A 22,256-nucleotide genomic window follows, 5' to 3' on the forward strand; every position below is an offset into this window, starting at 1 on the left:
TTACTTCTTTCTTCCGTGCGGGGAGCCTTGCTGCGGATCGGCCGCGACGGCCAGGGCGGCCGTCAGCAGGAGTGGGCTCCGGCCGAGGCCGCAGACCGTGCGGGCGTAGGCGTGGGCGGCGATCTCGTCGGCGCCCGCGACATGGCCGTACAGACGGTGGCGTCCCGCGCGCAGCACGACATGGCCGAGGGACCGCTTCAGGGCGGCCTTCGCCGGTCCGTGGTGGAGCTGCTCGTGCACGGCCTCGTGGGCGATGGCCGCTTCGCGTACCGACCCGGCCGGATACCAGTGGCGCCAGCCGAGCCGGTCGATCAGCTCCTCGGCGAGGGCCAGGGTGTCGGTGAACAACTCGACGGTCGGGACCGGCCGGGAGGTGTAGCGGGCCAGCAGACCCCTCTCCAGGCCGTCGCCGCTCTCCACGACCCGTGCTGTGGGGGTGACATGGGCGAGCGCGGCGCCGAACTCGTCGGCGGTCCGCGCCCATTGGCGCAGCAGGGCGGGATCACGGCTCTCGTGGGTGGGGGTGTTCGCGAGCAGCCGGACGCCGAACTCGACGTCGTCCGTCGCTTCGAGTGCCTCGATCGCCGCGAGAGTGGCGCGGTCGAGCAGTGTGGTTGTCATGAGCGCACCTCCAGTACGGCGATGACCGGCTCGTCGGCCGCGCGTGCCCGCAGTTCGCTGCGGGCGAGCGCGAGCAGCGGCTGCGGGTCGAGTACGCCGGAGAGGTCGGCGATCCGGGAGCCGATGAGCAGCCGCAGCGCGGGGGCGCGGACGCCGCCGTCGCCGTACGACGTGGCCTCCCCCACCAGCCCGGCGAGTACTTCGGGCGCACGGCCGACGGTGGTGGACTCGACGCGGGCGTCCGGCGCGTGGAGCCGTACGACCCCGTCGGCGTCCACGACGCGCACCGGGTGGCGGTCCGCGCGGAACCGGCGGTGCACGTCGGTGCCGTACACGGTGTGCGCGGGGGTGCCCGCGAGCACCCGCACCGACGCCGGGTCGGTCTTGAGACTGTCGGCGGCCGCGCGCAGCCGTTCGGCGTCGTCGGCCCGGTGGGCGCGGTCCTGTGTACGCAGTTCGGTGGCGCCGGTCGCGACGGCCCGCACGGTGCTGGTCTGCGGGTCGACGGTGACCTCCACCTCGACGCCGTCCGCGGCGGCGCCCTGGGCGACGACGGCGGCCTCGGCCTCGGCCCGTACGGCGAGGATCTGTTCCTCGCCGGCGCCGGGGATGATGCGTTCGACCTGCTCCCGGATGAGGGCGAGGGCGACGCCGATGGGGCTGATCACCTCGTTGTGGCGGGCGATCCTGCCCTCCTGGCCGGTGACCGCCGCGAGGTGCGGGGTGACGGTGGCGGCGCCGCCGCCACCGCCGACGAGCACGGCGGTGTCCTTGTCCAGGCGGTACTCACGGATCATCGCGTCGACCACGGACTTCACCTGGTCGGTGCCCGCGTCCAGGACACGGGCCGCCGCCGTGGCGACGTCCGTGCCGAGCGCGGCGGCCAGGGGGGCTATCGCGGCCTTCGCCACCGCCGGATCGCAGTGGGCGAAGTCCCCTTCGGGGACCCGGCCCAGCGCGTTGGCCGCGCAGGTCATGGTGATCGCGAAGCGTCCGCCGGCGGCGTCGAGCACCGCGTAGTCCGCCGGGTCGTCCGCCATCGGCCGGATCGTGGTGACCTTCGCGTCCCGCAGGTCGTCCAGGGCCGCGAAGCAGGCGTACGGCAGCCCGGCGATGTGCGCGCTGCGCGGTCCGGCGCCGGTGACCCTGCCGCCGCCGATACGGACCATCGAGCCGCCGCCGACACCGACGGTCCTGACGTCGAGCGCCGACAGGTACGACGTCTTGCCGAGGATCGTGGCGTGCCGGACGGCGACCTTGCCGCGCCGTACGACGCTGATGTCGGTCGATGTGCCGCCGGTCTCCAGGAACAGGCCCTCGCTGACGCGCTCCTGCATGAGCGCGCCCGCGACACCCGCCGCCGGGCCGGACAGCACGGTGAGCAACGGCCTGCGCCGCATCTCGTCCAGCGACATCACTCCGCCGTCGCAGCGCATCACCATCAGCGGCGCGCTCACGCCCGCCTTGGTGATGGACGCGTCGACCAGGTCGGCCGTGGCGAGCATGCGCGGCAGGATCGCGGCGTTCACGACGGCGGTCCTGGTCCGCTTGTGGAGCCCGTAGAGCGAGGTGATCTCGTGCGCGGCGGTCGTCGGCAGTCCGCGCTCCCTGGCCACGGCGACGACCGTGTCCTCGCCTTCGGGACGGTCGACGCTGAACGGCTGGCTGGCGACGACGACTTGGGCGCCCTCGCGGACGACCGCGTCGACGGCGGCGCGCACGGCGGGCGCGTCGTCCGGGTCGGCGACATGGGCGTACGCGAGCGGAAGCCGCTTGGCGGGGGTGAGTTCGAGCTTCCGGAAGGCGGCGAGCCTGCGGGTGAACCCCGCGCTCGGACCGGCGCCGACGCCGATCAGACCGACCGTGGCGACGTCTCCCTCCAGCAGGGCATTGGTAGCCTGGGTGGTGCCGTGGGCCAGGAAGGCCACGTCCTTCGGGGCGTGTCCGGTCTGCTCCAGCAGACGGTCGAGAGCTTCCACGATGCCGTGGGCGACGCCGTCCTCATGATGGTGGCTGGTGGGGACTTTCACCTGCCCCAGGAGTCGCAGGGTCGTGGCGTCTACGGCCACGGCGTCGGTGAAGGTTCCGCCCACGTCGATGCCGACGCGGATGCGGTGGGTGTTCATGGCTTGGGCACCTCCTTGTGCACAGTTGGCATGGTGCGGGCGGTAGGCCGGGCGGGGCAGGTGGAGCTGCTCCTGCCCGGCTGTTCCACCCCGTGTTGCTGGGTGTCGTCAGTAGCCGCGTACGTCGGGCCAGTGGCGCTGAACTCCTTCGCGGTCGAGCAGCCGGGCGAATCGGTCGAACCGCTTGTCCTCGGCCTGGACCTGGTGCGGTTCGACGCCCTCGGCGACGCAGTGCGCGGCCAGCGCGCCCGCGACCTCGCCGATGTTCCATTCCACCGGGTGGAGCCGGTAGCAGCCGTTGGTGATGTGGGTGGTGCCGATGTTCTTTCCGGCGGGCAGCAGATTGCGGACGCGGCGCGGTACGAGCGCGCCGAGGGGGATCTCGAAGGGCACCGAGCCGATGTCGATGTAGTTGTCGCCGCCGGTCGAGGGGTGCAGGTCGATGCGGTAGTTGCCGACGCCGACCGAGTCCCGGTAGCGGGTCCCGCCGTAGGGTCCGACGATGTCGATCGCGACATCGTGCTCGGTGACGGTGGTGACGGCCTTGATACGGCGTGACTCCCGTACGTACGGCGCCTTGGCGAGCCCGTCGGCCGTGCCGGTGACATCGGGGCGCAGCCGCAGGCCGGGGAATCCCTTGCCGCCGTCGGCGCGCGGTGCCTCGGTCTGGAGCCAGTACAGGACGGAGAGCGACAGCTGGCGGGCCTCGGCGAGCGCGGCGGCCGACGTCTCCTCACCGGCGCCTATGAGGGGCTTCAGCCAGTAGTCGTTGAGCGGCCAGTTGACGAGGGTGATGTCGGAGTCGAACGCGCCCGGCCGGTGCAGCTTGCGGGCGAGGATCCGGCGGAAGCCGAACAGCTCCTTGTCGCCCGCGTCGGCCGACTGGTCGGCGGTGACGTCGAGCGGGTCGAGGTCCGGGTTGGGCACGAAGGTGCGCGGTACGGCCTGAAGGGTGCGGGGGTCGGGCGCGAGGAAGCCGAGCAGCGGTCCGGGCCAGAAGTCCGGCTGGTACGTGTGCCAGAAGTCGTAGTCGGCCGGGCGCTCGATGGTGTGGTCCTCGCCCTCGTGGTGGGAGAGCGCGAAACACACGGTGATGCCCTGCTGGTTGAGGGGCTCTGCCTCCTCGGGGGCGTGCGGCTCGTCGAACTCGCTCCGTGCCTCGGCGCCGATCACGTGCTCCACACCGGCGAGTTCGAGCAGTTCGCCGGTCTCGGTGGCGTCGATCACGTAACGGGCGCCGATCGTACGGCGGCTGCCGTCACGCAGGTCGGTGAGCGTGACGGACCGTACGGTGTCGTCGTCGCCCGCCTCGGCGGCGACCGGGCGGTGTTCGGTCAGCAGCGTGAGCCGGCCCGACGAGCGGTGCGGCGCGAGCATCGCCTCCAGCACGGCGAGCGCGACGCGCGGCTCGTGGCAGAGCTTGCTGACGCGGCCCGCGCCGGGATTGAGATCGGTGAGGGCCAGCGCCTCGGAGCGCAGCGGGTACCACTGGCGGTAGTGGTCCCTGATGGACTCGCGCAGTCTGCGGTACGAGGCGGTGGTGCCGAACTGCTCGACCCACGGGTGCTCGTCCGGCGGGACGGCCTGGGAGGTGAGCTGGCCGCCGATCCAGTCCGTCTCCTCGGTGAGGACGACGGTGCGTCCGGCACGGCAGGCGGCGAGGGCGGCGGCCACGCCGCCGAGCCCGGAGCCCACGATGAGGATGTCGGGTGCGGATGTCACGGATCTCCTTCAAGTGCCTTGTGGTGCTTGGTGCTTGGTGCTTGGTGTGTGTTCGGTTCGCTGTGCGTTCGGGTGCGCTGTGCGCCCGGTCGGGATCAGAGGCGGGCGGGCGGTGTGCCCGCCGTCGTGCCGGGTCGGAAGGCACAGGCCACCAGCGGTTCCATGGCCTGCTCCCCCGCCACCAGCGCGGCGAGCATCCGCACGGCGGCGGCGCCCAACTGGGTCCGGGGGATGTCGAATCCGGTGGGCGTCGGCCCGTCGGACAGGTCCGGCGGCGGGCTGCCCAGCAGCGCGAGCGACGCGTCGCGCGGGCAGTCGATGCCCACGAAGTGCGCCGCGCCGTGCAGCGCCCGCCAGGCGTCCCCGGTGTCGGTCTCCTCGGCGACGAACGCGGTGACGCCGTCGTCGAGCCAGCCGCGCAGCCGCTCGGCGGTGAGGTCGTGCTCCGGGTCCGCGGAGCGGAAGACGGCTGCCGGGCCGCCCGGCAGCCCGGCCTCCTCCAGACCTTTGAGAAAGCCGTGCTCACGGTCGGTGGACGCGGCGGCCTCGTCGTCCTCCCGTATCAAGACGATCCGCCGGTGTCCGAGCCCGGCGAGGTGCGTGACGACCTCCTTGCTGGCGCTGACGTAGTCGGCGCCGACCCACGCCAGTCCCTCCAACTCGTCCCTGCGGCCCAGGTGGACCACGGGGAAACCGTCGGCGACCAGGCGCAGCAGTTCGTCGGCGGGCGCGTGGCGGCCGAGGAAGAGACAGCCGTCGGCGAGCCGTACCCGGTTCAGGGCGTGCGGTCCGGCGGCCCCCGCGCCGCCGGTGCTGGAGCCGGTGAAGAGCACCAGGTCGTAGCCGCGTGCGGCGGCTTCCTGCTCGACGCCGACGAGGAACGGGTAGTACGAGTGCTGCACGTCGGTCGGGAAGGTGGAGGTGAAGCTGAAGACCCCGAGCAGGTTGTTCCTGGCGGCGGCGAGCCGGCTGGCCGCCGGGTCCGGGACGTAGCCGAGGCTGCGTACGGCGTCGAGCACCTTCCGCCGGGTCTCCTCGGAGATCGTCGCCCCCTGCTTCCGGGCCCCGAGCACCAGCGAGACCGTGGCCTGTGAGACCCCGGCGAGCCTGGCGACCTCGGCCTGGCGCGGCCTGGACGTACGGCCCGTGGGTGCGGGGGTCCGGCCCGGCCGGGCCCGCTTCCTGGGTTCCTCCACCGTGTTCCTCCGGATCGTTAATGCGTATTAGTAATGCGCATTAACGAGTACTGTGGACCTCCGGTGCGGCGCCGGTCAAGAGATCGCCAAAACTTCTTTCGCGCACCCCCGCGGCTCCTGGACGACCCCGCCTCGTGTCTCCTTCAGGCCCTTCAGGGGCACTTCTGCGACCGGGACGCGGGACGTACGGTGTGATCGTCCGCCCGCGAAACCCGAGGTGATACCGCACATGGCCTTGTTCGATCTGCCCCTCGACGAGCTACGGAGCTACCGGAGCCGCTCCGTGGAACCGCCCGACTTCGACGCCTTCTGGGCGACGACTCTCGCCGAGGCCCGCACCCACGATCTGGAACCGGCCTTCAAGCCCGTCGAGACGGGTCTGTCGACCGTCGAGGTGTCCGACGTGACCTTCGCCGGCTTCGGCGGGCACCCGGTCAAGGGCTGGTTCGTCCTGCCGGCGGGGACCCGTGAACCGCTGCCCCTGGTGGTCGAGTTCGTCGGTTACGGCGGCGGGCGCGGGCTTCCCCACTCCCGGCTGCTCTGGCCGTCGGCCGGCTTCGCGTACTTCGTGATGGACACGCGGGGCCAGGGCGCCGGATGGGGCGGCAGCGACACCCCGGACCCGGTGGGCAGCGCGTCCGCGTTCCCCGGCTTTCTGACCCGGGGCATCGAGGACCCGCACGAGTACTACTACCGCCGGGTCTTCACCGACGCGGTCCGCGCGGTGGAGGCCGCCCGCACGCATCCGCTCGCGGACGCCTCCCGCACGGCCGCGATCGGCCGCAGCCAGGGCGGCGGGATCACGCTGGCGGTGGCCGGACTGGTGCCGGACCTGGTGGCGATCGCGCCCGACGTGCCGTTCCTCTGCGACTTCCCCCGGGCGACGACACTCACCGACAAGCACCCGTACCGGGAGGTGGGCATGTACCTCAACACCTACCGGCGCCGGGGCGAGTTGGTCCGGCGAACGCTCAGCTACTTCGACGGGGTCCACTTCGCGGCGCGCGGCAGTGCCCCCGCGATGTTCTCGGCGGCTCTGGAGGATCAGACCTGCCCGCCGTCGACGGTGTTCGCGGCGTTCAACGCCTATCCGCACGAGGACCGGACGATCGAGGTCTACGAGTTCAACGGCCACGAGGGCGGCGAGCAGTACCAGGAAGAGGCCCAACTGGGCTGGCTGCCGCGCCGCCTGACGGCCTGACACCTCCTGGCAACGGGTCGTCTCGCCGCCGCCCCGGTCATTCCGGCGCGGCGTCCTCCGGTGTGCCGCGCGCCAGCGTGGCGAGGAGGTCCAGGGCGTCGGTGAGCGTGGGGTGGGAGGGGGTGCCGAGGGCCAGCCGCACGGCGTTCGGGGCGCGCCCGGTGCCGACGGTGAACGCCGCCCCGGGCGCGATGGCGATGCCGTGGCGGGCGGCGGCGGCCACGAATGTCTCGGCGCGCCAGTGATCGGGCAGTTCCCACCAGCAGTGGTAGGCACGGGGGTCGGCGTGGATGGTGAAGCCCGCCAGGCTCTCGGCCCTGATCCGCTGGCGCTCCACCGCGTCGGCGCGCTTGGCCCGGCCGATCGCGGCGGCGGTGCCGTCGCTCGTCCACCGCGTCGCGGCGTCGAGGGCGAACCGGCCCGCCGACCACGCTCCCGACCGCAGGGCCGACGCCAGGCGCTGCTCGAAGCCGGGTGGTGCCACGGCGTAACCGAGCGTCAGACCGGGCGCGAGCCGCTTGGACATGCTGTCGAGGACGATGGCGCGTTCGGGGGCGAGGGCGGCGAGCGGCGGCACGTCGTCGCGGAGGAATCCGTAGATGGCGTCCTCGATGACGTGCAGATCCAACGCCCTCATCGTTTCGACGAGTTGAGCTCTGCGGCCGGGCGGAGCCGTCATGCCGAGCGGGTTGTGGAGCGTGGGTTGCAGATAGACGGCCCGTAGCGGCGGCGCGTCGGCCAGGGCTTCCGGCAGGAGGCCGTCCTCGTCCATGGCGAGCGGGACCAGGGTGATCCCGAGGCGGGCGGCGATGCCCTTGACGACGGGATAGGTGAACTCCTCGACGCCGAGCCGTTCCCCGGCCGGGACACAGGCCGCGAGAGCCGCCGCGATCGCCTGGCGGCCGTTGCCGGTGAAGAGGATCCGCTCCGGTTCCGGTGCCCAGCCGCCGCGCGCGAGGAGCGGCGCGGCGGCCTCGCGGGCGGCGGCGGAACCGGAGCCGCCCAGCGGGCGCAGGCTTGCCGCGAGCACGTCGGGGCGCTGCATGCGCGCCATACCGGCGGCGAGCAGTTCGGCCTGCTCGGGCAGTACGGGGAAGTTGACCTCCAGGTCCACCCTGGCCTCACTGGGCTCCGTGAGCGTCGGCTGCGGACCGGGCGGCGCGGCTCGTACGAAAGTCCCGCGGCCCACCTCGCCGACGGCCAGTCCGCGCCGGATCAGCTCGCCGTAGACCCTGGCCGCCGTGGAGTTGGCGATGTTACGGCTCCGGGCGAACGGCCGCTGGGGCGGCAGCCGCTCCCCGGGGCGCAGGCGCCCGGTCCGGATGTCGGCCGCCAGTTGGTCGGCGATCAGCCGGTAGTCCTCCATGGCACCCCTTCCCATATTGCACCGAGGTCAATTTCATCATTGCATCGAGATATTGCACCACTTAGCATCGAGGCGCAAGCCGGACGGCACAGCGGCCGAGGCCCGAGCACAGAGCACCGAGGCCCGAGGCCCGAGGCCCGAGCACAGAGCGAAGGACGCTTACATGAGCACCACGACGCCGCACGACATCACCATCACCTACGACGACGCGGGTGGGGACGGGAATGAGGGCGGCGCCGAGGTGTTGGTCCTCGTACACGGCCACCCGTTCGACCGCTCCATGTGGCGCCCCCAGATCGAGACGTTCGCCGGCCCCGGGCGGCGGGTGATCGCCGCCGATCTGCGCGGCTACGGCGGGTCCACCGTCGTGCCCGGCACGACGACGCTCACCACCTTCGCGTGGGACATCGCCGCACTCCTCGACCGGCTGGGCGTGGACCGTGCCGTGCTGGGCGGCCTGTCCATGGGCGGCCAGATCGTCCTGGAGTTCTACCGGCTCTTCCCCGAGCGGGTCCGGGCCCTGGTGCTGGCCGACACCTACGCCGCCGCCGAGACGGAGGCGGGCAAGGTGGCGCGCAACGCGATGGCCGACCGGCTCCTGCGGGAGGGAATGGGGCCGTACGCGGACGAGGTGCTGACCAAGATGGTGGCGCCGCGCACCGTCGGGGCGCTGCCCGCGGTGGCCGCGCACGTACGGGACATGATGCGCGGCGCGCCGCCCGAGGGAGCGGCGGCGGCCCTGCGGGGACGGGCCGAACGGCCCGACTACGTCGCCATGCTGGGGCGCGTGACGGTGCCGGCGCTCATCGTGGTCGGCAGCGAGGACGAGTACACGCCGGTCGCGGACGCGCGAGTGATGAGCGACGGGATACCCGACGCGACGCTCGCGGTCATCGAGGGCGCCGGGCACATGCCCAACCTGGAGCGGCGGGCGGAGTTCGACGCGGTGCTCGGTGCGTTCCTCGGCTCCCTGCCGCCCATTACCTCTCGGGTAATCGACCAGGACGGCGGCTTCGAGAACCATCAGGGGGGTCAAGCCGCTTCCCCGAGGAGGAACCCATGAGTTCGTCGGATTCGTTCGGTGTCCCCGCCCCGTCCCGGACGGCCGCGCCCGCCGATTCCACCGCCGTGCACGGTGACACGGGCCTGTTGCGCTTGGCGCTGCGGCTCGACGCCGCCGCCACGGGCGCCGTGGGGGCCGCCGCGCTGATCGGCTGCGCCGCGCTGGACTCGGCGCTCGGCCTGCCCGCCGCGTTCCTCGCCGGGACCGGTGCCTTCCTGGTGCTCTACGCGCTCTTCGTGGCACGGGTCAGCACCGCGCGGGCACCGCACCGCACGGCGGTGCGGTTGGTGATCGGCAGCAACCTGGCGTGGTTCGCGCTCGGCGTCCTCACGGCCGCCGCGGGGTGGCTCGATCCGACCGGTCTGGGTACGGCACTGATCGTGGTCCAGGCGGTGGCGGTGCTGGGATTCGCCGATCTCCAGCTCTACGCGCTGCGCAGAGCGCGCAAGTCGCTCTCCTGACGGGTCGTACCCCTCCCGCCGTGTCTCTCCTATGCTTTGGCGGCGCGCTACCAGGGCCGCAGTCCGGAATGGAGATGCACATGCTCAGCAAGCATGAAGCCGCCGAAGCCGTTCGCGAGGCCAAGGTGAGGACCGGGATCACCTGGGCCCAACTCGCCGAGGCCGTCGGCAAACCGCTTGCCTGGACCACGGCCGCGCTCCTCGGCCAGCACCCGATGGAGAAGGACGACGCCAACACGGCGGCGGCCCTCCTGGAACTGGGCGACGACGTCGCGGTCGCCTTCCAGCTCCAGCCGTCGCGAGGGGCGCTGGACGCGGCGGTGCCGGTCGACCCGACGATCTACCGGCTGTACGAGGTCGTCCAGGTCTACGGGCCGACGATCAAGGAACTGATCCATGAACAGTGCGGCGACGGCATCATGAGCGCCATCAACTTCCGGCTCGACGTCCAGCGCGTGCCCGACCCCGCCGGTGACCGCGTGGTGATCACGCTCGACGGAAAGTACCTCCCGTACCAGTGGTGACGGGTTTCCCTAGGCCGGCGTCCGGACGAGGGCCAGGCGTGCCACGGTGTCGGGGCCGTAGAGGCGGTAGCCGGCCGGGGTGCGGCCGGCCGGCGGCACGATCCCGCGGTCGGAGTAGAACCTGATGGTCTTGACCGTCAGCCCGGTACGCCGGGCCAGCTCGCCGATCGGGTGGAGCGTCTCGCCGTCCATGACCTCGGCTCTCCTGTCTCCCCCGACGGAAGAGTCAACCAAGTGGGACCCGCCCCAGCACGTACGCCTGGATCGCCGTCACCGCCGCGCCGCGCGCCCAGAGGCCGAAGTCCACCGGCCGTACGTCGAGCGAGACGGCCGCCGCCCCCGGATCGCGGTCGTACGCCAGGCCCTCGCGCAGCGCCTCGTGGGCCACCTCCGCCAGCCGTGCCCCCTCGCCGGTCAGGACGATCTCCGTGGTGAGAGTGAGGTTCGCGACGGCGGCGATCAGCCGCCCGAGCGCCCGTCCCGAGGCCATGACCAGTGGCGCGGCCACCGGGTCGCCGGCCGCCGCCAGATCGAGGCACTCGTCGTACGGGACGTCCCGCCGCAGTCCGACGGAGGCGGCGGCACGGAGGGACGCCATCGACAGCATGGCGGTCGCGCAGCCGCGATGCCCGCGCGGACAGAGCGGTCCCAGGGGGTCGAGCGGGAAGTGTCCGAGCAGGCCGACCCCGGCGTCGGCGCTGTCCACGACGCGGTCGTGCACGACGAGGCCGTAGCCGATGCCCGCGCCGACGGTGAGGACCGCGAAGCGGTCGTGCCCGCGTGCGGCGCCGAACCAGTGTTCCGCGCGGGTGAGCGCGAGCAGGTCGTTGTCGACGGCGGTGGGCACCCCGAGCGCGTCGACGAGCAGGCCACCGAGCGGCACGTCGTCGTCCCACTCCAGGAACGGCGCGGCGGTGACCGTCGCGTGGTCGGCCACACAGCCGCCCAGGCTGACGCCGGCGGCGGTGATGTGCGTTGTTCCCGGGGCGAGTTGGGCGGCGAGTTCGGCCGCGAGTGAGCGCAGGACGGCGACGACCGTGGCCGGGTCGCGTCCCGGCAGGTCCGCCCGCGCGGAGGCGACGACCTCGGCGCGGAGCGTGGTCAGTACGGCGTGCACGTCCTCGTGGGTGATCTTGGCGCCGATGAAGTGGTGCGCGCCGGCGGCGATGTCGAGCGGCCGGGTGGGGCGGCCGGCGCGTGACTCGTGGCTGGTACCGGACTCGACGAGGAGCCCGCTGTCGAGGAGCGGTTTCGCCAGCCGGGTGAGGCTGCCCGCGGACAGGTCGAGCCGGCGGGCGAGTTCACTGCGGGACAGGGGGCCGCGCAGCAGCACCTCCAGGGCGACGGCGTGCGTGGCTCCCGAGAGCGGGGTCCACGGCGCTGGGGTCACGTACAAGGGAGGGGCCTTCCGCGGCGGGGCGACGCCGGACACTCGCTCATCCTGCCAGGCGGGCTCAGTTACTTCTACACCGGAAGTAAACATGCCTTGACAGATAGGTTTCCGCCACACCGGACAACACCGCACCCACCTATTGACGGGCGGAAACTTCCACCGCGAAACTAAAAAGGCTTACGAGTTCACACACGGGCCGACCGGCGGCCGATGGACGACGGACAACCCGAGGAGTCGTATGCGGACCGGCGCCACCCGTGGCCACCTCCACCTCCGCGCCCCGGGTACGAGCCTGGTCCTGGACTGCACCGGCGACCGGCTGCCCCGCGTACTCCACTGGGGCGACGATCTCGGGGACACCGGGGACACCGGGGACACCGGACTCGCCGAGCTGGCCACGGCGAGCGCCGCCCGGCAGATGTCCAACACCCTCGATCTGCCCGTCCCTCTCTCACTTCTGCCGGAGCACTCGGCCGGCTGGCTCGGCACGCCGGGCCTCACCGGGCACCGCGACGGGGCCGACTTCTCCACCTCCTTCACCGTGCGCTCGATCCGTACCGTCCGTACGCCGGACCTCCCCGAGGCGCACCAGCTCACCGTCGACGCCGTGGACGAGCACGCCCGGCTCGGCCTCGTGCTGGAGATCGAGCTGACCCCCTCCGGGCTCGTACGCCAGCGCGCCACCGTCACCAATCGCGACACCGGCGAGCGCCCGTACGTCCTCGACGGTCTGCTGCTCACCCTCCCCGTGCCCGCCCACGCCACCGAGATCCTCGACCTCACCGGCCGGCATGTGCGCGAACGCAGCCCGCAGCGGCACGAGTTCACGCTCGGTACGCATCTCCGCGAGAACCGGCGGGGCCGCACGGGCACGGACGCGACGCTGCTGCATCTCGCGGGCGAGCGCGGCTTCGGATTCCGTACGGGCCAGGTGTGGGGTCTGCATGTGGCGTGGAGCGGCAACCACCGCACCCTCGCCGAACGCACCCCCGCGGGTGTGTCCCTCCTGGGCGGCGGCGAGACGCTGCTCTCGGGCGAAGTCCTGCTGGCGGGCGGCGAGTCGTACACGAGCCCGTGGATCATCGGGTCGTACGGCCATGGGCTGGACGAGGTGGCCGGGCGGTTCCACCGGCATCTGCGCGCGAGGACGTACCACCCGAGGCGGCCCCGGCCGGTCACCCTCAACACCTGGGAGGCCGTCTACTTCCAGCAGGACCTCGGCAAGCTCACCGCCCTGGCCGACGCCGCCGCCGAGGTGGGCGCCGAGCGGTTCGTCCTGGACGACGGGTGGTTCAAGGGCCGCCGGAACGACCGCGCCGGGCTCGGCGACTGGTACGTGGACGAGACGGTCTGGCCCGACGGGCTGCGTCCGCTGGTCGACCATGTCCGGGCCCTGGGGCTGGAGTTCGGGCTGTGGGTCGAGCCCGAGATGGTCAATCCCGACTCCGACCTCGCCCGCGCCCACCCCGAGTGGATCCTCGCGACGGGCGGTCGTCTCCCGCCGGAGTCCCGGCAGCAGCAGGTGCTCGACCTCGGGCACGCCGGGGCGTACGACCATCTCCTGGAACGGCTCGACGCGCTGGTCACCGAGTACGCCATCGACTACCTCAAGTGGGATCACAACCGGGATCTCGTGGAGGCCGGACACAGTCCGACGGGCGCCGCCGGGGTCCACGCGCAGACGGCCGCCGCGTACCGGCTCCTGGACGAACTGCGCGCCCGGCACCCGGAGTTGGAGATCGAGTCCTGCTCGTCCGGCGGTGGCAGGATCGACCTCGGCATCCTGGAGCGCACCGACCGCGTCTGGACCAGCGACTGCATCGACGCGCTCGAACGCCAGCAGATCCAGCGCTGGACCGGGCTGTTGCTGCCGCCCGAGCTCCTCGGCGCTCATGTCGGCTCGCCCGTCGCCCACACCACGGGCCGCGCCCACGCGCTCGACTTCCGGGCCGGGACCGCGCTCTTCGGGCACTTCGGCATCGAGTGGGATCTCACCGCCGCCGACCCCGCCGAGCGCGCCGGGCTCGCCGAGTGGGTCGCCGCGTACAAGGAGCTCCGGCCGCTGCTGCACACCGGCACGGCCGTCCACGGGGATCACCCCGATCCGGCGCTGTGGGTGCACGGAGTGGTGGCGCCCGACCGCTCGCGCGCGCTGTACGCCCTGGTCCAGACGGCGACGAGCGTGATGTCTCCGGCCGGCCAGGTCCGGCTGCCCGGACTCGACTCGGACGCCCGCTACCAGGTACGGCCGCACCGGCCCGGCGACCGGCCCGAGGGGCCCCACCGGTCCGACCCGCCCTGGTGGGAGCGCCCGGACGGGGTGGAGCTGACCGGGCGGATGCTGGCCGTCGCCGGGGTGCGGGCACCGACGCTCTTCCCGGAACGTCTCGTGCTCGTGGAGGCGCGCAGACTCTGACCCCCTCCAGCGAACACCGAGATCATGCGAGGTTCAGGCACGTGAGCACCGACTCCCCCTCTTCCGGGCCCTGGTGGAAGTCCGCGGTCGTCTACCAGATATATCCGCGCAGCTTCGCCGATTCCGACGGCGACGGCGTGGGGGACCTGCGCGGCATCATCGACCGGCTGGATCACCTCGCCGAACTGGGCGTGGACGTCCTGTGGCTGTCGCCGGTGTACCCGTCCCCGCAGGACGACAACGGCTACGACATCAGCGACTACCAGGACATCGATCCGTCCTTCGGCACGCTCGCGGACTTCGACGATCTGCTCGCCGCCGTCCACGTGCGCTCCATGAAGCTGGTCATGGACCTCGTCGTCAACCACACCTCCGACGAGCACCCGTGGTTCATCGAGTCCCGGCGGGGACCGGACAGCCCCAAGCGCGACTGGTACTGGTGGCGGCCCGCCCGGGAGGGTGCCGCCCCCGGCACCCCGGGCGCCGAGCCGAACAACTGGCGCTCGTTCTTCTCCGGCTCCGCCTGGGAGTACGACGAGCCGGGTTACGCGTACTACCTGCATCTCTTCTCCCGCAAGCAGCCGGACCTCAACTGGGAGAACCCGGAGGTCCGTTCGGCCGTCCACCGGATGATGAACTGGTGGCTCGACCGGGGCGTCGACGGCTTCCGGATGGATGTCATCAACCTCATCTCGAAGGACCCGTCTCTCCCTGACCGCACCCACCACGGCACGGGGCCCCGGATCCATGAGTTCCTCCAGGAGATGCACCGCGAGGTCTTCGCCGGGCGTCCCGAACGGCTGCTCACCGTCGGCGAGATGCCGGGCGTCACCGTCGACGAGGCGAGACTGTTCACCGATCCGGCACGCGCCGAGGTGGACATGGTCTTCCAGTTCGAGCACGTCGGACTCGACCACGGCGACGGCAAGTTCGACGTACGGCCGCTGAATCTGCTCGACCTCAAGGCGTCGCTCGGCCGATGGCAGGACGGCCTCGGCGGGACCGGCTGGAACAGTCTCTACTGGAACAACCACGATCAGCCGCGTGTGGTCTCCCGCTTCGGCGACGACGGACCCGGCAACCGGGTCAGGTCCGCGACGATGCTGGCCACCGTCCTGCATCTGCACCGGGGCACGCCGTACGTCTACCAGGGGGAGGAACTGGGCATGACCAACGCCCCGTTCACCTCCATCGACGACTTCCGCGACATCGAGTCGCTCAACCACTACGCGGAGGCGGTCGACCGGGGCACCGACCCGGCGCGTGTGCTGGCGGGGCTGCGGGCGATGGGGCGCGACAACGCCCGTACGCCGATGCAGTGGGACGCCTCCCCGCACGCCGGATTCACCACCGGAACCCCCTGGATCCCGGTCAACCCGAACCATACGGAGGTCAACGCGGAAGCGGCGTACGCCGATCCGTCGTCCGTCTTCCACCACTACCGGGGGCTGATCGCACTGCGGCACTCCGAACCGGTGGTGGCGCACGGCGACTTCACCATGCTGCTGCCGGAGGACCCGCGGGTGTACGCGTACACCCGACGGCTGGTGGAGACCGACGGTACGGCGACCGAGCTGCTGGTCCTCGGCAACTTCACCGGCGACACGGCCGCGGTCGATCTGCCGGACGACGGCTGGCGCGACGCCGACCTGCTGATCGGCAACGTCCCGCACCCCGAGCCGCTGGGCACGACGCTCACGCTCGCGCCCTGGGAGGCGAGGGTCCACCGCCGCCACCGTCCGGCCTGAACCATGGCCCCGGACGATGGGTGGGCCCCGAGGAATGATTCCCTCGGGGCCCACTCGGCGCCGCCGTGCGTACGACGCCGCCCACCGGCCGGCTAGCGGCCGATCGTGAAGGTGTCGATGTCGAACAGGGCGCCGCCGCCACCGGTGAAGGTGAGGAACAGCGGGCCGGTCGGTGTGCCCGTCAAGGTGGTGGACACGCCTCGGAAGGTCTCCCAGCCGCCCGTGTTCGGCACCGCGACCGAGCCGACGACCGGGCCGGTCGCCGAGCCCGAGCGAATCTGGACGGTGCCTCCCGCGCCCGCCGACGAGACACTCGCCGCGAAGGTCTTCGCGCCGGTGAGCGACACCTGGGAGTAGCCTGCCCAGTCGCCGTTCTCGATGTGGCCGAGGGTGCGGCCGCCGCTCGCCGGAGCGTGGTCGGCGGGCTGGACGCCCTGGCTGGAGGTGTAGGACTCCCCTTCGTAGGTGGTGGTCTGGGGCGGGTTGGTGCCGCCCAGTTCCTTGATCCTGATGTTGCGGAAGGACACGTCGTCACCGGTGCCGTGGTTCTGGATCCCGATGTGCCCCTGCTGGAGCGAGCGCACCGGGTCGGTGTTGGTGAAGTCGTTGATCCGTACGCCGTTGAGGAAGACCTGGAGCCGCTCCCCCTCCACCCGGATCTCGTACGTGTTCCAACTCCCCGGCGGGTTCAGGGCGTTGTCCCGGGCCGCGATGTCCGCCGCCTTGAAGCCGTAGACGGACCCGGTGGTCCGGTCGGCCGCGTCGGTGGAGTCGATCTGGATCTCGTAGCCCTGGTTCACCGATGTGTTGACATCGTCGGAGGCCGGGAAGCCCACGAACACACCGGAGTTGTCGTCCCCGGCCATGCGCCAGTCCAGCTTGAGGGAGTACGAGGCGTACTCCTTCGTCCGGTACCAGTACAGACCCATGCCGCCCTGCGAGTTGAGCGTGGCGTCGGTGTTGGTGAAGCTGCCCGGTCCGGCCTGGGACCAGCCGGTGGTCGAGCCGCTGTAGAGCGGGGTGTAGCCGGTCTCAGCGCGGCAGTCGGCCTTGGCGAAGCCCGCCGCGTACCGGATGCCGCCGAGCAGCAGCGACCGGAACGCGGGGTCGGCGTACGACTCCTGGGTGTGGCCGAGTCCGGTGTAGAAGGACCGGCCGTTGCCCTGCGGGTGGCACCAGGTGATCGGGTGGTCGCCGCCCATCTCGCCGCCGCTGTAGCTGGACTCGTCCAGGCTCTGGAGGACGCGGACCTGCGGGCGGGGATTGGTGCGGTAGTTGTACCACTCGTCGACGCGGGACCAGGTCTGGCCCAGGTGCGAGGTGGCGGCGTGGGACCGGTCCTCGTTCTTCACCGTGGCCCGCGGGGTCCCCGGCGGGTGGCTCTTGAACCAGGCGCCGACGAGCTGCTGGTACTGCGGCCACTCGTACTCGGTGTCGGCCGCGGCGTGGACGCCGAAGTAGCCGCCGCCACCGTCCACGTATCCCTGGAGCGCCGACTGCTGGCTGGTGTTCAGCACGTCGCCGGTGGTGGAGAGGAAGACGACGGCCTTGAAGTTGGCCAGGTTGGAGGGGGTGAAGGCGTTGCTGTCCTCGGTGGCGGTGACGGTGAAGTTGTTGGCCGCGCCGAGGTCGCGGATGGTCTGGGTACCGACGGGGATGGAGTCGTGCCGGAAGCCCGCCGTCTTGGAGAAGACGAGGACCCTGTAGGCGGGGTCGGCGGCCTGGGCCGCGGTGGCCGGTGCCAGGAGTGACGCGGCGAGGCCGAGGGTGAGTGCGAAGGCCGCCGCGGCGGTCTTCGGCAGAGAGCGGAGCTGACGGAGCATCACTGTCTCCTTGACTCGCGTCACTTGGTGAGGGTGAGGGTGTCGACGTCGAAGAGCGATCCGGCCCCACCGCTGAAGGTGAGGAACAGCGCCCCGGACGATCCGGTGCCGGTCAGCGCGGTGGAGACGTTCTGGAAGGTCTCCCAGCCGCCGGTGTTGGGTACGGCGACGGTGCCGAGGACGGCTCCGGTGGCCGAGCCCGACCGGATGGTGATGGTGCCGCCGGCGCCGGCCGAGGAGATCTTCGCGGAGAAGGTCTTGGTCCCGGCCGTCGGGACGGAGGCGTAACCCGCCCAGTCGCCGTTCTCGATGTGCCCGAGGGTCCTGCCGCCGCTCGCCGGGGCGTGGTCGGCCGCCTGGACGCCCTGCCCCGAGCTGTACGACTCGCCCTCGACGGTCTGGCTCGAACCGCCGGTGCCGGTGGCGAAGGTGAAGGCGTCGACGTCGAAGAGGTTGCCCTGGCCGGTCACGCCCTTGAAGACGAGGAACAACTCCGTTGTCGCGGCGGGTGCGTTGGTGATGTTCCCCGAGACGTCGACGAAGTTCTCCCAGCCGCCGGTGGGTGCCACCGCCACCGAGCCGAGCAGCGTGCCGGTCGCGGACCCGGCCCGTACCTCCAGGGTGCCGCCGACGCCGCCGGAGGCGACCCTGGCGGTGAACCTGTTGGCGTTGGCCAGATTGTACGGCTTGAAGGAGATCCAGTCGTTGTTGTCGGTGAAGCCGACGGTGCTGCCGCCCTCGGCGTTGGCGTGCGCGGCGACCTGGATGCCGCCGGACTGGGCGGAGAAGTGCTCACCCTGGCGGTGCCGGGGCTGGAGGATACGGGCGCTGTGCGTGGTCAGCCCGGCGCCGTCGGTGTACTCGGCGTCGAAGACGCCGTAGATGTTGGCCGCGCTGTCGTGCTCACCGTCGGCGGGCACGTTGAGGTTGCCGGAGCAGCCGGTGGCCTGGGTGATCTGGTGCCGGTGCTCGTCGTGGCCGAGCAGATAGGTGACCTTGACCTTGGAGCAGTCGATGGTCCCGTCCTCCGGGTCGCTGACGGTGACCTGGAAGGGCACGGTGTCGCCGAAGGAGAACAGCTGACCGTCCTTGGGTGTCTGGAGTGTCACGGTCGGCGCGGTGTTGCCCGCCGTGACGACCAGACTCGCGGTGCCGGTCAGACCTTCGGGATCGCGCACCGTGAGCGTCGGCCGGAAGGTGCCGTTGGTGGTGTAGGTGTGGCTCGGGTTGGCGGCCGTGGATGTGGCGCCGTCGCCGAAGTTCCACGAGTACGTGAGGGCCTTGCCCTCGGGGTCGGAGCTGCCGGCCGAGGAGAACGCGACGGTCAGCGGGGTGGGTCCGGACACCTTGTCGGCTGCCGCCTTGGCGACCGGGTTGCGGTTGGCGGCGCCGACGTACTCGACGCGGTACAGGGCCTGGTTGTTGCCGCCGGTGCCGTAGTCGAGGACGTACAGCGCGCCGTCCGGGCCGAAGGCCTGGTCCATCACCTGGGTGCCGGTCCACGGGAAGGCCTCGATGACGCCGGGGGCGCCGTCGGCCTTGACCTCGATGGCCTTGATCCACTTGCGGCCGTACTCACCGGCGAAGAAGCGGCCGTCGAGCGACTGCGGGAACTTCACGTTGGAGTTGAGATTGGCGTTGTAGCGGTAGACGGGGCCACCCATGGGCGACTCGGAGCCGCCGCCGAACTCGGGCGGGGAGCCCGCGTCACCGCCGTACTTGATCCAGCTCGACTTGGCGGCGGGCAGGGTCGGCAGGCCGGTGTTGCGGAACGAGTTGTTCGCGGGCGCGGCGCAGTTGTACTTGGCGGCGGAGGGGCCGCTGGGGAAGGTGAACTCGCTGTACGTCTCGTTGGCGGTGTTCGTGCCGGTGCAGTACGGCCAGCCGTAGTTGCCCGGTGCGGTGATGCGGTTGAACTCGACCTGGCCGCTGGGACCGCGGCTCGCGTTGGTGACGCCCGCGTCGGGGCCGTAGTCGCCGAGGTAGACGATGCCGGTGGCCTTGTCGACGGACATCCGGAACGGGTTGCGGAAGCCCATCGCGTAGATCTCGGAACGGGTCCGCGCGGTACCGGGCGCGAAGAGGTTGCCCGAGGGCACGGTGTAGCCGCCGGCCGCGGTCGGCTTGATCCTCAGGACCTTGCCGCGCAGGTCGTTGGTGTTGCCCGAGGAGCGCTGGGCGTCGAACTGCGGGTTACGGTCGCCGCGTTCGTCGATCGGTGAGTAACCCGACGACTCGAACGGGTTCGTGTCGTCGCCCGTCGTCAGGTAGAGGTTCCCGGCCGCGTCGAAGTCGATGTCACCGCCGACGTGGCAGCACTGGCCACGGTCGTTGGGGACTTCGAGTACGACCTTCTCGCTGGCCAGGTCGAGCGTGTTGTCGGCCTTGAGCGTGAAGCGCGAGAGGTTGAGGTGGCCCTTCCACGGCTCGAAGGCCGCGGCGTTGCCGGTGACCGGGGCGTCGCCACCGGGGGTGTTGAGCTTGGGCGAGTAGTACAGGTACAGATACCGGTTGGTCTGGAAGTTCGGGTCGGCGGCTATCCCCTGGAGACCTTCCTCGTCATGGGTGTAGACGTCCAGCTTGCCTGCCGACTTCGTGTTGCCCGCGGGGTCCGTGTAGCGGACCGTTCCGTCCCTCGCCGTGTGTACGACGGCACGGTCGGGCAGGACCGCGAGTGACATCGCCTCGCCCAACTCGGCGGAACCGAGCGCGAGTTGTACCTGCTGGTAGTCGCCGGCCGGAATGACGGCGGGTGCTGCCTCGTGGCCGGGGTGGCCAGGGTGAGCGGCGGCGGTGGGGACGCTGATCGCGCCGCCACCCACCACCAGACCCAGTACCGCGAGCCACCTCAGCCACTTCTGTCTCGGGCGCGGCCGTCCTGAGAGTCCTGACATCGAGCTTCCTTCCTTACCTGATCATGGGGGGTGAGACAGGCGGAAGCGCGGGCGAGCGCGCCACCGTGTCTCACTCAGGGAGGAACCTGCCGCCCGGGTGATGTCCCGTCACCCGGGGAGCAGCCGTACTGATCCGTGCAAGGGCATGTGATGCGGCACCGAACATTCGCGGGAAACCCGCGAGAGTTTCGCATGCTGGCAACGGGCCCCTAATTTGTCAAGGGTCTATCCAAATTGCCGTGGACTGCCGTCGCGTCGACAGACGGCGAAGAGCGGCCCGGCGGAGGAATCGCGGCTACTGACACTCACCTGGGATTGCGTTCGCACACTGAACAAATGCCGCGGTCGTGGCAGGCGACGAGCCGTCATGACGGCGGCTCCTGAGGACAGCCTCAGTGTCGCGGTGGAGGTGGCTACACCCCACGATGTGCCGTCCAGCCCCCCTGATCTCACGGCCCCGAGGGATCAAGCTCGTTTTATCGGCCGGGACGTGCCGGGGGCCGCGTACAAGGAGGGATTCAACCATGAGCCGCGAGATGACCGCCGCAGCCACGGAGACCGAGACCAGGACCGAGACCGAGAGCGGCACCAGGACCGGGACGGCGGCCCCGACCTGGCCGCGTACCGGCATCGCCGTCACCGGCGGCGGACGGCACGGCCGTCGCGTCGTCGCCGCCGCGCTGCTGGCGCCCGCGCTCTTCGCCACCGCCGCCCCCGTCGCCGCCGCGCGGGAGGCCCGTCCCGGCGGCGTACAGCACCAACTGGACCTGCTGGTCGAGCGGGACGGGGTGCCCGGCGCGCTCGCCCACGCCGACGGCCGGACGTACACGGCGGGGACGGGGGCGCTCGGGACGGACGGGCCGACGGCCGACGCCGACGCACGCTTCCGACTGGCCGGGGACACCAAGGCGTTCACCGCCGCGGCCGTGATGCGACTGGTGGCCGACGGCAAGGTACGGCTCGACTCGCCCGCCCGGCGCTATGTGCCGCAACTGGCGGAGAACCCGGTCACCGTAAGGGAGTTGCTGAAGCAGCGGAGCGGACTGCCCGAGTACACCACTCTGATCGACTGGTCGGGCGGCCCCTACACGGACGAGGACTTCCTGGCGCTCGCGCTGGCCACGGACCAGGACTTCGAACCGGGCACGGACTGGGGGTACTCCCACACCAACTACCTGGTCCTGGGCCTCCTGATCAACAACACGTCCGGCGAGAACCACCGCGGCTACATCGAGCGGACCGTGCTCCGCCCCCTCGGCCTCGACAACACCTACTGGCCCGCGCCCGGCGAACCGACCCCGCGCGGCCCGCACGCCCACGACTACGCCGGCGGCCCGGTGTCCACCCCGAAGGACCTCAACACCTTCTGGGAAGGGCTCTTCGAGGGCCGGCTGCTGCCCGGCTGGGCGGTGCGGCAGATGACGAACGACACGACGGACGTCGGCGGACGGGACGTCTATCCGCAGGGCAGCCGTTACGGGTACGGGGTCGCGAGCATCCCGCTGAGCCATGTGCGGGGAGCGGTGGACGCGGCGCTGCGCGCGGGGCGCAAGGGCGTGTCTCAGTAGGGCCGTTCTCGTCGTTCCGGATCACACGACCGTTCGGCTCCACGATCGCTCGGATCAGACGATCGCTCGGCTCAGACGATCGCTCGGCTCAGACAGTCGTTCGGATCGGGCGGCGCCGCTCCCGTGCAGGAGCG

At 71.5% G+C, this 22,256-nt stretch carries 15 protein-coding genes and 1 pseudogene; 7 read left to right on the forward strand and 9 right to left on the reverse strand.

Translation table 11 applies throughout. The annotated features are described in order from the left end of the window. From ACIBBB_RS18310 to ACIBBB_RS18325, 4 genes are all read right to left on the reverse strand, one after another. Window positions 1-621: a hypothetical protein gene (locus ACIBBB_RS18310; RefSeq protein ID WP_398983094.1), complete on the reverse strand. Its 621-nt coding sequence runs from the start codon at window positions 619-621 to the stop codon at window positions 1-3. Further along, window positions 618-2,747 (reverse strand): hydantoinase/oxoprolinase family protein, encoded by a 2,130-nt coding sequence (locus ACIBBB_RS18315; protein ID WP_398983096.1) that lies wholly within the window; start codon window positions 2,745-2,747, stop codon window positions 618-620. The genes ACIBBB_RS18310 and ACIBBB_RS18315 overlap by 4 nt, the downstream gene beginning before the upstream one ends. Before the next feature lie 108 nt (window positions 2,748-2,855). Further along, window positions 2,856-4,469, reverse strand: a complete 1,614-nt coding sequence (locus ACIBBB_RS18320) for an FAD-dependent oxidoreductase (RefSeq protein WP_398983098.1) — start codon at window positions 4,467-4,469, stop codon at window positions 2,856-2,858. 95 nt (window positions 4,470-4,564) lie between these two features. Then, window positions 4,565-5,665, reverse strand: a complete 1,101-nt coding sequence (locus ACIBBB_RS18325; RefSeq protein ID WP_398983100.1) for a LacI family DNA-binding transcriptional regulator — start codon at window positions 5,663-5,665, stop codon at window positions 4,565-4,567. A 229-nt stretch (window positions 5,666-5,894) separates the two neighbouring features. Here ACIBBB_RS18325 and ACIBBB_RS18330 point away from each other — a divergent pair, with 229 nt between their 5' ends. Next, window positions 5,895-6,866, forward strand: a complete 972-nt coding sequence (locus ACIBBB_RS18330; protein ID WP_398983102.1) for an acetylxylan esterase — start codon at window positions 5,895-5,897, stop codon at window positions 6,864-6,866. Window positions 6,867-6,903: 37 nt separating this feature from the next. On the opposite strand, the gene ACIBBB_RS18335 is transcribed toward ACIBBB_RS18330, so the two are convergent. Beyond that, window positions 6,904-8,232 (reverse strand): PLP-dependent aminotransferase family protein, encoded by a 1,329-nt coding sequence (locus ACIBBB_RS18335; protein ID WP_398983104.1) that lies wholly within the window; start codon window positions 8,230-8,232, stop codon window positions 6,904-6,906. A 163-nt stretch (window positions 8,233-8,395) separates the two neighbouring features. Here ACIBBB_RS18335 and ACIBBB_RS18340 point away from each other — a divergent pair, with 163 nt between their 5' ends. The 3 genes from ACIBBB_RS18340 (at window position 8,396) to cynS (ending at window position 10,280) form a co-directional block, all read left to right on the forward strand. Further along, a complete protein-coding gene (locus tag ACIBBB_RS18340) occupies window positions 8,396-9,295 on the forward strand; it encodes an alpha/beta fold hydrolase (RefSeq protein ID WP_398983106.1) in 900 nt (299 codons plus the stop codon). After that, window positions 9,292-9,756 (forward strand): hypothetical protein, encoded by a 465-nt coding sequence (locus ACIBBB_RS18345; protein WP_398983108.1) that lies wholly within the window; start codon window positions 9,292-9,294, stop codon window positions 9,754-9,756. The genes ACIBBB_RS18340 and ACIBBB_RS18345 overlap by 4 nt, the downstream gene beginning before the upstream one ends. A gap of 80 nt (window positions 9,757-9,836) precedes the next feature. Continuing rightward, complete coding sequence (gene cynS, locus ACIBBB_RS18350; protein WP_398983110.1) at window positions 9,837-10,280, forward strand: cyanase; 444 nt, start codon at window positions 9,837-9,839, stop codon at window positions 10,278-10,280. A gap of 18 nt (window positions 10,281-10,298) precedes the next feature. On the opposite strand, the pseudogene ACIBBB_RS18355 reads toward cynS, so the two are convergent. Together ACIBBB_RS18355 and ACIBBB_RS18360 are read right to left on the reverse strand one after the other, a co-directional pair. Then, a pseudogene (locus ACIBBB_RS18355) lies at window positions 10,299-10,472 on the reverse strand (MerR family DNA-binding transcriptional regulator); the annotation flags it as partial. A 34-nt stretch (window positions 10,473-10,506) separates the two neighbouring features. Further along, a complete protein-coding gene (locus ACIBBB_RS18360; RefSeq protein WP_398983112.1) occupies window positions 10,507-11,670 on the reverse strand; it encodes an ROK family protein in 1,164 nt (387 codons plus the stop codon). 241 nt (window positions 11,671-11,911) lie between these two features. On the opposite strand from ACIBBB_RS18360, the gene ACIBBB_RS18365 reads away from it, so the two are divergent. Further along, window positions 11,912-14,089: an alpha-galactosidase gene (locus tag ACIBBB_RS18365; protein ID WP_398983114.1), complete on the forward strand. Its 2,178-nt coding sequence runs from the start codon at window positions 11,912-11,914 to the stop codon at window positions 14,087-14,089. A gap of 41 nt (window positions 14,090-14,130) precedes the next feature. Further along, the gene (locus ACIBBB_RS18370) at window positions 14,131-15,837 is read left to right on the forward strand and encodes an alpha-glucosidase (protein WP_398983116.1); all 1,707 of its coding nucleotides are present in this window, start codon (window positions 14,131-14,133) and stop codon (window positions 15,835-15,837) included. Between the two features lie 92 nt (window positions 15,838-15,929). Here ACIBBB_RS18370 and ACIBBB_RS18375 read toward each other — a convergent pair whose 3' ends face one another. Both ACIBBB_RS18375 and ACIBBB_RS18380 read right to left on the reverse strand, forming a co-directional pair. Next, the gene (locus ACIBBB_RS18375) at window positions 15,930-17,660 is read right to left on the reverse strand and encodes a ThuA domain-containing protein (protein WP_398983118.1); all 1,731 of its coding nucleotides are present in this window, start codon (window positions 17,658-17,660) and stop codon (window positions 15,930-15,932) included. A 20-nt stretch (window positions 17,661-17,680) separates the two neighbouring features. Beyond that, window positions 17,681-20,554, reverse strand: coding sequence for a carbohydrate-binding protein (locus ACIBBB_RS18380; protein WP_398983120.1), 2,874 nt, complete (start codon window positions 20,552-20,554; stop codon window positions 17,681-17,683). A gap of 524 nt (window positions 20,555-21,078) precedes the next feature. Between ACIBBB_RS18380 and ACIBBB_RS18385 the strand changes: the two genes are divergently transcribed. Further along, window positions 21,079-22,122, forward strand: a complete 1,044-nt coding sequence (locus ACIBBB_RS18385) for a serine hydrolase domain-containing protein (RefSeq protein ID WP_398983122.1) — start codon at window positions 21,079-21,081, stop codon at window positions 22,120-22,122. Window positions 22,123-22,256 lie beyond the last annotated feature (134 nt).

Origin of the sequence: Streptomyces sp. NPDC051217 (assembly GCF_044455465.1) — a bacterium.
In the GTDB taxonomy this organism is placed as follows: domain Bacteria; phylum Actinomycetota; class Actinomycetes; order Streptomycetales; family Streptomycetaceae; genus Streptomyces.

Excerpts from the sequence above, each read along its gene's own strand:
- ACIBBB_RS18310 (WP_398983094.1), bottom strand. The coding sequence starts at position 621 with ATGACAACCACACTGCTCGACCGCGCCACTCTCGCGGCGATCGAGGCA.
- ACIBBB_RS18315 (WP_398983096.1), bottom strand. The coding sequence starts at position 2,747 with ATGAACACCCACCGCATCCGCGTCGGCATCGACGTGGGCGGAACCTTC.
- ACIBBB_RS18330 (WP_398983102.1), top strand. The coding sequence starts at position 5,895 with ATGGCCTTGTTCGATCTGCCCCTCGACGAGCTACGGAGCTACCGGAGC.
- ACIBBB_RS18335 (WP_398983104.1), bottom strand. The coding sequence starts at position 8,232 with ATGGAGGACTACCGGCTGATCGCCGACCAACTGGCGGCCGACATCCGG.
- ACIBBB_RS18340 (WP_398983106.1), top strand. The coding sequence starts at position 8,396 with ATGAGCACCACGACGCCGCACGACATCACCATCACCTACGACGACGCG.
- ACIBBB_RS18345 (WP_398983108.1), top strand. The coding sequence starts at position 9,292 with ATGAGTTCGTCGGATTCGTTCGGTGTCCCCGCCCCGTCCCGGACGGCC.
- cynS (WP_398983110.1), top strand. The coding sequence starts at position 9,837 with ATGCTCAGCAAGCATGAAGCCGCCGAAGCCGTTCGCGAGGCCAAGGTG.
- ACIBBB_RS18365 (WP_398983114.1), top strand. The coding sequence starts at position 11,912 with ATGCGGACCGGCGCCACCCGTGGCCACCTCCACCTCCGCGCCCCGGGT.
- ACIBBB_RS18375 (WP_398983118.1), bottom strand. The coding sequence starts at position 17,660 with ATGCTCCGTCAGCTCCGCTCTCTGCCGAAGACCGCCGCGGCGGCCTTC.
- ACIBBB_RS18380 (WP_398983120.1), bottom strand. The coding sequence starts at position 20,554 with ATGTCAGGACTCTCAGGACGGCCGCGCCCGAGACAGAAGTGGCTGAGG.
- ACIBBB_RS18385 (WP_398983122.1), top strand. The coding sequence starts at position 21,079 with ATGAGCCGCGAGATGACCGCCGCAGCCACGGAGACCGAGACCAGGACC.